Annotated in this window: 10 protein-coding genes; all 10 read right to left on the bottom strand. The window is 40.9% G+C overall.

Annotation, left to right across the window (positions count from 1 at the left end; genetic code table 11):
- Positions 1 to 8: 8 nt before the first annotated feature.
- On the bottom strand, positions 9 to 1,529 hold the full coding sequence (locus tag ACNJYY_RS02360) for an ATP-binding cassette domain-containing protein (RefSeq protein ID WP_416730404.1): 1,521 nt from the start codon (positions 1,527 to 1,529) through the stop codon (positions 9 to 11).
- A gap of 92 nt (positions 1,530 to 1,621) precedes the next feature.
- Positions 1,622 to 2,725: a sugar ABC transporter substrate-binding protein gene (locus ACNJYY_RS02355; protein WP_416730403.1), complete on the bottom strand. Its 1,104-nt coding sequence runs from the start codon at positions 2,723 to 2,725 to the stop codon at positions 1,622 to 1,624.
- 221 nt (positions 2,726 to 2,946) lie between these two features.
- A complete protein-coding gene (locus ACNJYY_RS02350; RefSeq protein WP_416730402.1) occupies positions 2,947 to 3,603 on the bottom strand; it encodes an excalibur calcium-binding domain-containing protein in 657 nt (218 codons plus the stop codon).
- A 152-nt stretch (positions 3,604 to 3,755) separates the two neighbouring features.
- Complete coding sequence (locus tag ACNJYY_RS02345) at positions 3,756 to 4,151, bottom strand: VOC family protein (RefSeq protein WP_416730401.1); 396 nt, start codon at positions 4,149 to 4,151, stop codon at positions 3,756 to 3,758.
- A 132-nt stretch (positions 4,152 to 4,283) separates the two neighbouring features.
- Positions 4,284 to 5,522: a serine/threonine transporter SstT gene (gene sstT / locus ACNJYY_RS02340; RefSeq protein ID WP_416730400.1), complete on the bottom strand. Its 1,239-nt coding sequence runs from the start codon at positions 5,520 to 5,522 to the stop codon at positions 4,284 to 4,286.
- A gap of 296 nt (positions 5,523 to 5,818) precedes the next feature.
- Positions 5,819 to 7,486 (bottom strand): M4 family metallopeptidase, encoded by a 1,668-nt coding sequence (locus tag ACNJYY_RS02335; protein ID WP_416730399.1) that lies wholly within the window; start codon positions 7,484 to 7,486, stop codon positions 5,819 to 5,821.
- Positions 7,487 to 7,824: 338 nt separating this feature from the next.
- Positions 7,825 to 8,493, bottom strand: a complete 669-nt coding sequence (locus ACNJYY_RS02330; RefSeq protein ID WP_416730398.1) for a Type 1 glutamine amidotransferase-like domain-containing protein — start codon at positions 8,491 to 8,493, stop codon at positions 7,825 to 7,827.
- A gap of 209 nt (positions 8,494 to 8,702) precedes the next feature.
- Entirely contained in the window at positions 8,703 to 9,659 is a 957-nt protein-coding gene (locus ACNJYY_RS02325; RefSeq protein ID WP_416730397.1) for a tRNA dihydrouridine synthase, read from the bottom strand.
- 161 nt (positions 9,660 to 9,820) lie between these two features.
- Positions 9,821 to 11,197, bottom strand: coding sequence for a 23S rRNA (uracil(1939)-C(5))-methyltransferase RlmD (rlmD, locus tag ACNJYY_RS02320; protein ID WP_416730396.1), 1,377 nt, complete (start codon positions 11,195 to 11,197; stop codon positions 9,821 to 9,823).
- A 136-nt stretch (positions 11,198 to 11,333) separates the two neighbouring features.
- Positions 11,334 to 12,239, bottom strand: a complete 906-nt coding sequence (locus tag ACNJYY_RS02315; RefSeq protein ID WP_144704382.1) for a diacylglycerol kinase — start codon at positions 12,237 to 12,239, stop codon at positions 11,334 to 11,336.
- Between the last annotated feature and the right edge of the window lie 145 nt (positions 12,240 to 12,384).

The following is a 12,384-nucleotide window of genomic DNA, read 5'->3' as shown; positions in this document are numbered from 1 at the left end:
TTAACCCCCTATTGCGTTGCAAGCTGCATGATGTTTTCTTGATTGGCTTCTTCAATCGGCAGCTCACCTTTCATTCTTCCTTCAGCCATAACGTAAACACGATCACTCATCCCGAGTACTTCACCAAGTTCAGAAGAAATCATGATAATACTCATGCCCTCGCTGATTAATTTGTTCATAATCGTATAGATCTCAAACTTGGCACCAACATCAATACCGCGTGTTGGTTCATCCAAAATTAATAGCTTTGGCCCAACGAACAGCCACTTTCCGAGCGATACCTTCTGCTGGTTTCCTCCACTCAAGTTACCGACCGTTTGCTCTAGAGAGGAAGCTTTAATATACATCGAGCGCTTGTATTCTGTTGCTCTTTTTACCTCCTCATTCTCGTTGATGATGCCCTTATGAGCGACTTCGTTAAGATTTGCAGCCGTTATGTTGTTCTTAATATCTTGAATGAGGAACAGCCCATCACCTTTTCGGTCTTCTGTGACATATGCGATGCCTGACTTAATCGCGTCACTCGTATGTTTGAACGTTTTTTCGACTCCTGAGACTTTAAGCTGACCTTCTAGTTTATAATTTTTCGGATTGCCAAATACACTCAGTGCAAGCTCGGTTCGTCCAGAGCCCATAAGTCCGGCGATCCCAACGATTTCTCCTTTTTTTACATGAAAATCGATATCCTTCAAGACATATCTAGCAAGCTCGGTACTATAAGCAGACCAGTTGTTCAGTTCTAGTATCGTTTCACCGATCTTCTTATGGGGTCTTTTCGGGTAAATATCATCAATATCCCGTCCGACCATATTTTTGATGATCATGTTTTCGGAGATTTCACCGTTGTAACCATCGAGCGTACAGATTGTTTTCCCATCACGCAGCACCGTCGCTTGGTCGGCAATGGAGATGACTTCCTTTAGTTTGTGGGAGATCATAATACTCGTGATGCCCTGTTTCTTCAGCTCACCTAGAAGTTTTAACAAATTCTCACTGTCATCTTCATTCAGTGCGGCGGTCGGTTCATCTAAAATAAGCAGCTTAACGTCCTTACTTAACGCTTTAGCAATTTCAACCAACTGCTGTTTTCCTACACTTAAATCCTTCACGAGTGTTTCAGGATTCACTTCGAGCCCCACTCGCTTTAGCATTTTCTTTGCTTCGACAATCGTCTGGTTCCAATCCACTAAATTTCCACGTTTGACCTCGTTACCGACAAAAATATTTTCATAAACCGTGAGATCCGGAAACAAAGCTAGCTCCTGATAGATGATAACGATACCGGTTTGAACACTGTCACTGATCTTATTGAACTGCTGAACACTTCCTTCAAACACGATGTCTCCTTCATACGTTCCATAAGGATAGACACCACTGAGCACTTTCATAAGCGTCGATTTCCCTGCTCCGTTCTCTCCGATCAAGCAGTGTATCTCACCTTTTCTTACTTTAAAATTTACATTGCTGAGCGCTTTCACTCCGGTAAACGATTTGGAGATCTCGTTCATCTCCAAAATATATCCGCTCATACTGATCCCTCCAATTAGCCACTCCACTGACTTCATTGTGAAAAATAGTGATAGACGTAGAATCTATCACTATTTCTCGTCCTGCTATTTTCTTATTCAAGCCCTGTAAAATCGTCGGCTTTATAATAATCAGAATCAATAAGTTCTTTCTTCACGTTGTCTTTGTTCACAACGATTACGTTCGTTTGTTTTGCTTTTACTTCAACGTTTCCATTGTCATAGGAACCTGTTGTTTCTGGCTTCTTCTCATCAAGGATCTCAATCGCCATTCCCATTGCATCCTTAACAAGTGTACGAACATCCTTAAATACAGTCATCGATTGCTTGCCATCAATGACATATTGAATGGAAGCTTTCTCTGCATCCTGACCTGTTACGAGGTAGCTAGAAACCGCGCTGTCTGATCCAAATACATCTGCGATCGAACGAGCTGTTCCATCGTTTGGAGCTAGAATCGCAACATCACCTTTTAAGTCTGCCTTAGCAGCCGTCAAATGTGTTTGCGCTTTGTTCTTCGCTTCGTTTGCATCCCAGTTCGTTGTAACTTGGCCGATAATCTTGCTCAGCTCATCGCGAGAAAGTTCAGCTTTGTCTTTTAAAGCTTCAGCTTCACTAGAGTTAGCGATCTTAAATGTACCGTCAGCAATCTTAGGTTGAAGAACTTTCCAAGCTCCTTCAAAGAATAAAAATGCGTTATTATCAGAAGCCGCTCCAGCATATAGGTAAAGCGGTGTGTTCGACCCTTTAGCGTTATCGATCAAGTATTGACCTTGCGCAGCACCAACTGCTAAGCTGTCAAACGTTACGTAATAATCAACTGCGTCTGTATTCGTGATCAAACGGTCATACGCGATAACCGTGATGTCATCCTTTTTCGCTGCTTCTACTGCTGCAGCTGCTGCATCGCCATCTTGCGGACAGATGATGAGAACATCGATTCCTTTGTTGATCAATGTTTCAACGTTTTCTTTTTCCTTCGCAGAAGATCCTTGGCTGAATAGGATCTCAGTCGTATAATCCGTTCCTTTTAAAGCATCCTTAAATCTTTGCTCGTCCTGCACCCATCTAGGCTCATCTTTCGTAGGTAAGACGATCCCCACGCTTACCTCGCTATTGCTGTCACTGCAACCAGCTGCAACAAGCATAAGCATGACAACAGCCAGCATCAGAGATAGAAATTTACTTTTCTTCATCATTAGTTCCCCCTTTAAAAAGTACTTACAAGGTAATTATAGCTACGAAAAAAGAAGTTTTGAAAGCGCTATCATTAGCACTTTCTTAACATCGTCTGTACTTTTTTAATTAAGAGGTATATTTATTGATTTACAATCTCTCTTTAGTTAGTTAATGGTTTTTTAAAATTGAAAAACACCCTCTAGAAGATTGAGGGTGTCCATTTTAGTCATTTTATTGTTAATTAATCATCACATGCTTTGCCATCGCCATCACGGTCTAGTCGATGATCACCATAGCCAGCTGCAACTGATGCATTCATAAATTGGGTTGCTTCTCCTTCACGTGAAAAGTCACTGCAATCCTTATCAATAGAATAATTAACTGAGGCTGCCTCTTTTTCTTCTTCCTTTTTAGTTTCTTGCTCAAGTCTTTCCCGTTCTTCTTGTTCTTTTTTAGCCAAAGCTTCTCTTTCTCGTTTATCTTCTTCTTGCTTTTCTCTTCTTTCCTGCTCTTCTTGTTCTTTTTTGGCTTGTTCCTGCTTTTCTTTAGCTGCCTGTTCCTCTGCTTTTCTATTATCTTCTTCAGCTTTTTCTTTCTCATCTTTTTCCTCTGTTATAGGAGTAACAACTTCTTTTTCTTCGTCATTACCAGTTGCGACGCATGAACCAATAACAAAAATTATAGCTAAAATTGCAAGACAGCCTAAGCATCCTCTCTTCTTGATATATAGTTTTGTACCTTCTTTGTGTTCCTTTTTAATAATTTCCTTAGAATTATGGATAAAAGATTCTACAAGGCTAACCCCTAAGTATGAGAATTCTTCAATAACCCTTCCTTTTAATACACCTTGATTTTTTTCTATATACTTTATTATTTGCTTTTTATCTGAAGCTTTCATATTGCTATCCCCCAATTATTTACTAGCAATATATTACCATTAAATACTATTTAATGGTAAATTTTTAATTATTTTGATATTTTAAAAAAATAAAAAGACAACCTATCTATAGAGGATAGATTGCCATACTTAATATACTAAAATTATAATATTTATTTCGCGTTCTCATCAGGCTGATGAATGCCGAAGATATTGCCTTCTGTATCTATGTAGTATCCTTGCCAAGCCATACCTGGCAGTGCGTACTTCGGCATCGCCACTTTTCCGCCTTGCTCCAATATCTTCGCTTCTGATTCATCATAGCTTTCAACACCCATCGTACAAGCATATCCGTTTAATGCTTGATTCGGTTCAGGCGGAGGGCTTTGACGTTGCATGAGTGCCCCATTGATTCCCATCACTTTGTCGTCCCCAGTCACTGCACCGTAATAAGGCATACCGGCATATTCACTCCAGTCTTGAAATGACCAGCCAAACACCTCACCGTAAAACTTCATTGCCCGCTCCATATCATCCACATGAATTTCAAAATGCACTAATCTGCCCATTGGTAACCTCCTGATTTTTTATAATAAAGCCACTTATGTCATTCCATACACATGATCGTAATTCCTTTAAACGAGAAAATACGGCAACAAAAAAGCACCCTCAACGCTAAACAACGTCTCAGGTGCCATCTATTATGCTGCTTTTTGAATGTTAATTTCTTTTCCATCTTTACGCCACTCTTTGTACTCAGCTGCTGCTGTAAAGAGTACGTCTGTTGAAGAATTTAGTGCTGTTTCGAAAGAATCTTGTAAAACACCGATGATAAAGCCGACCCCAACTACTTGCATAGCCACATCACCTGGGATACCGAACAGACTACACGCTAGAGGAATCAATAATAACGATCCACCAGCAACTCCCGAAGCGCCGCACGCACATACAGCGGATAGAACACTTAGAAGAATAGCAGTTCCTAGATCAACCTGAATATTTAGTGTATGAACCGCCGCAAGTGTTAAAACAGAAATCGTAACCGCAGCACCTGCCATGTTGATCGTCGCTCCTAATGGGATGGACACAGAGTAGTTATCCTTGTCCAAACCAAGCTTCTCACATAACTTCATGTTAACAGGAATATTAGAAGCGGAGCTACGTGTAAAGAATGCTGTTATTCCGCTTTCTTTCAAGCATTTGAAAACAAGCGGATAAGGATTTTGTCTAATTGCTGCGAAAACAATAAGTGGATTCACAACCAAAGCAACAAATACCATACAACCAATTAAAAGTCCTAGCAACTTACCATATCCCAATAATGATTCAATACCGTTTGATGTAATCGATTCAACAACTAGTCCCATGATTCCTAGCGGCGCAAACTTAATGACCCATGTCACAAGTTTAGCTACTGCGTCTGAAACGTTTGAGATCATCGTTTTTGTTGTTTCCTGTGCACTTCTTAAGGCAAGTCCTAATAGCACTGCCCAAGCCAAGATACCGATATAGTTCGCGTTAACCAGAGCGTTGAATGGATTATCAACAACATTCATCAGCAACGTTTTGAGTACTTCGACAACACCACCAGGAGGGGTCACACCTTCTGCTCCCTCTCCAAGAGTAAGGCCAACTGGGAAAATAAAGCTAGCAACAACTGCTACCAATCCTGCTAAGAATGTACCTAAAAGATAGAGGCCAATAATTGATTTCATGTTCGTCTGATGGCCCGCCTTATGTTGAGCGATCGCCGACATAACCAAGAATAATACCAAAACAGGTGCGATTGCTTTTAGTGCACCTACAAATAAAGTTCCAAAAATAACAACAGGTTTTGCTGCTTGCGGAATCGCTAAAGCTAAGATAATACCTACAATTAATCCGATAAAGATCTGTTTAACAAGACTTAACTGATTCCACTTTTTCAGTATACGTTTCATAGATGTCATCACCAATCTAGTTAGAATTGTAAAGCTGTTTATCTGAATAAACCTGTAGCAAGATACGCCTTAAACCAAGGGACAAATGAAGCATTACGTTATAATCCGCCTGGAAAAGACAATTGTCTTTCTATTAAATAGTATTATAGTGAGTATTCCGGCTTAATACAATGTATTTATAAAAGTTGTAATCATTTGAATATTTAGATAATATCAGACGCGTTCTCTTTACTTGAATAAACCCCCAGGATAAAATTCCTGAGGGTTTATTTCCAATTACTTAAATTCACGGTATATCAATAAATACCAACCGCATCAAAGCCTTCGTTTACTGCTGTTACTTCCGAACTTCCTGATCCATAAAGATCTGTTGCAGCTTGTACGATCGCTTGACGAGCTTCGCTAAAATTAGAATTTGATGTTAAGTAGACCGATAGAGCACGGTAATAAATTTTACCCAATTTTTCTCTGCCAAGTTCCTGACCAATAAGATACGCAGCATGATTCGTAATAGAAGAGTTCACATGTACACCACCATTATCTACTGAAAGCGGCATGTTATAATATTCATCCATATGAGCTGGATAGACGCCACTGCCGTATGCTGCTCTTTGCGGGTTGCTGACCACAACACTGTTCGGGTCGCTTAAGCTACGCAATCTTGTTACACCATCTGCTTTTGCTGCTGGTGCCATGATGTCCTCACCCATCTCCCAATCACTATCATCAACGAGTGCACCAAAAACGTCAGCGAATGATTCATTAAGTGCTCCTGATTGATTACGGTAAGCTAGATTCGCTGTATGCGTAATCACCCCATGTGTCATTTCATGGGCCGCAACATCAAGCCCTGCGGATAATGGAATGAAAAATTCACCGTCACCATCTCCATAAGCCATATAGCTTCCATTCCAGAATGCATTATTGTAATCGACTCCCATGTGTACATATGAATTAATCGCCATGCCCTCTCCATCCAAAGAATTCCGTCCATGCTCATTCAAATAATACTCATAAACCTTTTCAGAATTATAATGTGCATCAACGGCCGCTCGATCATAGTCACTCTTAAAGGATGCAAATTTCCCCGTATAAATCTTGTCATTACTAGAGTCCCAATCACTTGTAGCATCATACGTAAAGATTCCTTCAAGATTCTCATGAGAGTAATCCGCTAAAGCAAACCTTGTTCCAGATTTCGGCTCCTTCACTCGGGTAATATGTAGTTTTCTATGTTCACCATGAACGCCAAGTCCAGATCCTGTTTGTGTCTTATGTTCCTCAGCATGCATGAGTCCATTATACTGATCGATGACTTTTCCTGTCTTAGCATCTACAAATACAAACCAGTTCCCAGGTTCTTCACCCATGAAGTTAACGTTGATTTTATAAGCGGTATAATTTTTCTTTTCAAAAGGATAGATAACTAGCTCTGATGTTGGTTCATACGTTAGCTCTTGAGGGGCATTAACCGACGATAAGGCAGCTCGAAGGGCATCTTGTTTACTGATGGCAGCTTGTGTATCTACGAGTTGATCGACAATCATTTGATTCGTTCTTCCATTCACAGAAACGATCTCATGATTTTTATTAAAATGGGCAATTACTTCAGAACCTTCTACAGGAACGCCGTTGACTGATTGTGTAAACCGAACATGAGTCATTCCAAGTTCATCACGTTCTACACCTTTGGCTTTTAAGTTTTTCTCCGGACTTTTAATACCCGTTTTATCTTGATTTTTCTTTAAATAGCTTAAAGCATTAGCTGCGGTGCTTGAAGAAAATTTTTCTGCAGATCGTTCTTTCACAAAAAAAGACACACTAGCTTTTTCATTCCATTCTTTAGCTGCCTGTACACCTCTAATCTCACTCGAATCCACAGGTTGAGCTAATACATTAACTGGAATAGAGCTTAACAATAGAGCTGACGACAGCATTACAGGTCCAATAACTTTTTTCATCATTAACATAATCCCTCCCATTAATTGGCTACTATTCATTATATAGGAGTAGAAAAGGTTACGAATGAACAATAAGAATTATCTTAATTTTACAAAAATATATTTAATAGCTATTTTACTTACTCGTGTATAGGTGAAATCTACTAAGTAAATTCTGTATTCTACGTGTTTATAAAAGAATCTTTTACTTATCTTAATCCACAAAAAAGAAGAAAGATGGATTCTACTCTGCTTTCTCCTTCTTAAAATTCTTTAAATTTCTAATCTAGTTCTTGCATATTTCGTTGATGAGCTATATGACTTAGGAACTATATGCAAACTTCTTTTATAATAACGCAGGATTAATGCGTAAACAGCTTCCAATGTCCTTCGGAGATCACTTCGACCTCTCCATCGATCACTTTGATGGCGGTATCATCATTAATGGCATACGCTGGCCCCTGCATGTCAGCGGCCCACCGCTCTGCAGCTGTCATAGTGTTTCCCGGCAGCATCTCATGATCAACATGTGGGAATATTGAAAAATCGACAAAGCCAAGTGCTTGATCTTCACCGCCCGGTGGCGTCCAGCCAATAAAGAATTCTCCAATTTTAGGTGCCATCACCATGCTTCCTGCACTCAATCCCACATACACTGCGCGAAGCGACGGTAAAAGCTCTGCCAGTCCTGATTGTTGCATCCAATGGTATAGGTAGAGAGCATCCCCGCCTGAAACTAATAAGACGTCCGCCTCCTGTACGAGTGGCACCCAGCGTTCTTTATCAATGCTTGGCAGCGCTGTTAACTCAAGCACACCAACTGACTTCCAACCTAGATTAACCATAGGATTTGCTTCTTTCCCACTGATGAATTCCCAGGCTTTCACGCCTGGCCCGACCCATGGATGTCCGTACATTGCGGTAGGTATACACAGCGCGTTGCAGTCAGCAATCGGCTTGTCCAGCATATCAACCAACGCGTCATGTATGCTTTTGTTATTTACGCCTCCCGATGTGAGCAGTAATTTCATAAAGTAACTCCTCCTTGCTTTTTCAATGAATGTATCTATAGTTCTACAAAAGCTGTCATCTTCCTTTTATAGACTTGTGGAGTTATTTCTACTTGGAACTAGTCATTATAAGCTTTACTTTGCTGAATTCCCCCATAATTCGAACGTAAAAAAACAGTACAAAACCTTGAAGGCTTCATACTGTTTTTCACTATAAGTTGCCTATTCTTTTACAGTTCTAATTTATCTAAAATCGCTCTCACTTCATCCGTGGATTTTGTGCTCATCAACTGATTTCGTAATTCAGCCGCTCCAGGGAATCCTTTTACATAGATTTTGAAAAAGCGATGAAGTCCTGTGATAGAACGCGGCACTTCTTCGGCGTACTGATCTTGAAGATCAAGCTGCAGTCTTAAAAGATCAAGATACTCCTTGCTGCTGTGCTCTTTTGGCTCTTTTTCAAAAGCAAAAGGATTTTTAAAGATTCCACGTCCGATCATGACACCATCAATACCATACTTTTCAGCAAGCTCCAGCCCCACTTGACGGTCTGGAATATCTCCATTAATCGTTAACAGCGTATCTGGTGCGATTCGGTCACGCAGCTTTTTAATCTCAGGAATAAGCTCCCAATGAGCGTCTACAAGACTCATTTCCTCTCTAGTACGTAGATGAATAGAAAGGTTTGCAATATCCTGCTCTAAAATATGCGTAAGCCATGCTTCCCACTCACCGATCTCTTTAAAACCAAGTCGTGTTTTCACGCTAACAGGAAGCCCGCCAGCTTTAGCCGCTTGAATCAATTCGGCCGCTACGTCTGGACGCAGAATAAGGCCACTTCCTTTTCCTCTTTGCGCGACATTCGGTACAGGACAGCCCATGTTAATATCGATCCCTTTAAAGCCCATCTCTTTCATGCCAATACTCATTTGTCGGAAGTATTCAGGGTTATCACCCCATATATGTGCCACCATCGGCTGTTCATCTTCTGTAAACGTTAAACGACCACGAACACTTTTTAATCCTTCTGGATGGCAATAGCTATCTGAGTTTGTAAACTCCGTAAAAAACACATCCGGTCGTCCAGCCTTACTTACGACATGACGAAAAACAACATCTGTCACATCCTCCATTGGGGCAAGTACAAAAAACGGACGCGGTAATTCACGCCAAAAATTATCTATCATTGGTGCTCAAATCCTCTCACTATAATGCAACTTCAAAATCCCGGTAAAATAATTATCTTTTACACTTATATCATGATTGCTAACTGAATTTCAATCTCTGTACAATTTATAATTTATGGAAAATGAAGAGCCTCATTCAACAAGGAATAAGGCTCTTTACGTTAAATACGTTCAAGTTTCGCAACTGCTTCAACATGCGTCGTCTGAGGAAACATATCAACAGGCTGAACTTCTACTGTTTTGAATCCGCCATCTTCTAAAATTCGCAGATCACGTGCGAGTGTGGCTGGATTACAGCTCACATAGACAACGCGCTTCGGTTTCATTTCGATGATAGTTTTTAATAACTCCTCGTCACAGCCTTTACGTGGTGGATCGACGACGATCACATCTGGCGTGATGCCTTGCTTCTTCCACTCTGGTATCACGTCTTCTGATTTACCAACAGCAAACTCAGCGTTATGAATGTTATTTAACTCCGCATTGCGGCGCGCATCTTCAATCGCTTCTGGTACAATTTCTACACCGTACACTTTTTTTGCTTTTTGAGCGAGAAACAATGAAATCGTCCCGATTCCGCAATACGCATCGATGACCGTCTCATCCCCATTAAGTTCCGCATATTGTAACGCTTGATCATAAAGCACTTTCGTCTGGTCCGGATTGATCTGATAAAACGAACGAGCTGAGATGGCAAACTTGATGTCGCCGATAAAATCGTAAATATATTCAGCACCCCACAGTACTCGCGTTTCTTCACCAAAAATCACATTCGTACGTTTTGAGTTCACATTTTGCACGATCGATTTGATCTCAGGCAGTGCGTTTCGAATATCTTCTACTATCTTCTTACGCTGCGGCAGTTCTTGACCGTTCGTTACGAGTACGATCATCAAATCGCCTGTTGTTTTACCGTATCGTGCAATGATATGACGCAGGATGCCTTTATGTTTTTCTTCATTATAGGCACTGATGTTGTACTGATTCACAATTTCTTTCACAGCTTGTACCGCGTCGTCGTTCGTGTCACCTGTAATGATGCAGCTATCCATCTCTACGATTTCATGGCTGCGCTTTTGGTAAAAACCTGTGATGATACGGCCGTTTCGTTCACCAACCGGCACTTGCGCTTTGTTGCGATACCGCCACGGCTCTTCTCCCATGCCAAGTGTCGAGAGTACTGGTACGTATTCTAACTTTCCGATTCTCGTTAGCACGTCTTCTACTAACTTGCGTTTATATTCCAGCTGTCCTTCATAAGATAGATGCTGAAGCTGACAGCCTCCACACCATTTATAGATCGGACAAGGAGGATCGACACGATCAGGACTTTCTTCGATCAGCTCTTCTAAACGGCCAAAACCGAATCCTTTTTTCACACCAATAACCTTAATTTTCGCACGCTCGCCAGGCAATGTATTCGGCACAAACAAAGTAAACCCATTTACACGAGCAACTCCTGCTCCCTCATGGGTTAAATCAACTATATCTACTTCATAACTTTCATTCTTATGAACAGGCAAATCAGCCTTTGTCATTGTCATCGTCCCTTTTTGTCACTTATGCTTTTCTGATTGTAGCATAACTGTTAGTGGACACCAAATGCTTACAAGGATAAAAAATTAAAAAAGAACACCAAGCAAATTTGCTTAAAGTGTTCTTAGAATGATTGGTTTATGGTTTAAGTCGCTCTTTTGGTACAAGCAGTTCAAAATGATGGTGTAAGTTTTCGAACTCACCTGGCAGGATTCCGCCAAGCTCCCCATCTAAGTTGATCTGCATCTTTTCGCGTGGCGTTACTTTTACACGCTTTGCCTTCTTATAGATCACATGATCATCATGGATGTGTTCGCCGCGGATTGCAAGTGATGCAATACGTACAAACTCTGCAAGGTTTGTTTTCTTCAAGATGATTACGTCAAAAAGACCGTCATGAAACTCTGATGATGGAGCAAGCTTCTCAAAGCCTCCAACAGAATTTGTGTTAGCGACTAGGAAGAGCATGATCTCGCCTTCGTATTTTTCTTTATCATCGAACTCGATCTCCACAAATGTAGGACGAATTGATGGCAGCATCTCGATTCCTTTTAGGAAATAAGCCAGCTGTCCGATCATCGTCTTCAGCTTGCTTGGCACTTCATACGTTAGCTCTGTGATACGACCGCCACCTGCGATGTTGATGAAGAACCTGTCATTTACTTTACCGATATCAACAGGCATATGTACACCACCGCATAGAACGTCGCAAGCTCCTTCAATCGTACGCGGCACACCTACTGCACGTGCAAAGTCATTCGTTGTTCCCGCTGGAATAATTCCTAGCATAGGGCGATCTTCAAGTCCTGCTAATCCATTAACAACTTCATAGATCGTTCCATCTCCACCGGCTGCGATAACGAGGTCGAAGCCTCTTTCCCCTGCTGCACGTGCAGCGCGAGTCGCGCAACCTTCTTCCGGTGTTGTTGCATGACAAGACGTTTCATAGCCTGCATTTTCAAGTCTGTCTAGAATATAAGGAAGCTGCTTTTTTACCGTTTCTCTTCCAGAACTTGGATTATATATTAGTCGAGCTCGTTTCATATCTTTCACCTTCATTGTTTGACTTCTTTTAAAAGTTTTAACCTAAATTTGTTTGTTGTATAACTGCAAAAAACAGCCCACTTCCGGACTGCTTCTGTCGATTCCTCTTATATTATAGTGATACCTGTCTTAAATTGCAAAGCAG

This window comes from Fictibacillus tiangongensis (assembly GCF_048083785.1).
Taxonomy (GTDB): domain Bacteria; phylum Bacillota; class Bacilli; order Bacillales; family Fictibacillaceae; genus Fictibacillus.
Note: the sequence above shows the minus strand (reverse complement) of the source record. Positions and strands in the feature narration are given on the sequence as shown.

Bases quoted from the DNA above. Each gene is read 5' to 3' on its own strand.
- ACNJYY_RS02360 (WP_416730404.1), bottom strand. From the start codon at position 1,529: ATGAGCGGATATATTTTGGAGATGAACGAGATCTCCAAATCGTTTACC.
- ACNJYY_RS02355 (WP_416730403.1), bottom strand. From the start codon at position 2,725: ATGATGAAGAAAAGTAAATTTCTATCTCTGATGCTGGCTGTTGTCATG.
- ACNJYY_RS02350 (WP_416730402.1), bottom strand. From the start codon at position 3,603: ATGAAAGCTTCAGATAAAAAGCAAATAATAAAGTATATAGAAAAAAAT.
- ACNJYY_RS02345 (WP_416730401.1), bottom strand. From the start codon at position 4,151: ATGGGCAGATTAGTGCATTTTGAAATTCATGTGGATGATATGGAGCGG.
- sstT (WP_416730400.1), bottom strand. From the start codon at position 5,522: ATGAAACGTATACTGAAAAAGTGGAATCAGTTAAGTCTTGTTAAACAG.
- ACNJYY_RS02335 (WP_416730399.1), bottom strand. From the start codon at position 7,486: ATGATGAAAAAAGTTATTGGACCTGTAATGCTGTCGTCAGCTCTATTG.
- ACNJYY_RS02330 (WP_416730398.1), bottom strand. From the start codon at position 8,493: ATGAAATTACTGCTCACATCGGGAGGCGTAAATAACAAAAGCATACAT.
- ACNJYY_RS02325 (WP_416730397.1), bottom strand. From the start codon at position 9,659: ATGATAGATAATTTTTGGCGTGAATTACCGCGTCCGTTTTTTGTACTT.
- rlmD (WP_416730396.1), bottom strand. From the start codon at position 11,197: ATGACAAAGGCTGATTTGCCTGTTCATAAGAATGAAAGTTATGAAGTA.
- ACNJYY_RS02315 (WP_144704382.1), bottom strand. From the start codon at position 12,239: ATGAAACGAGCTCGACTAATATATAATCCAAGTTCTGGAAGAGAAACG.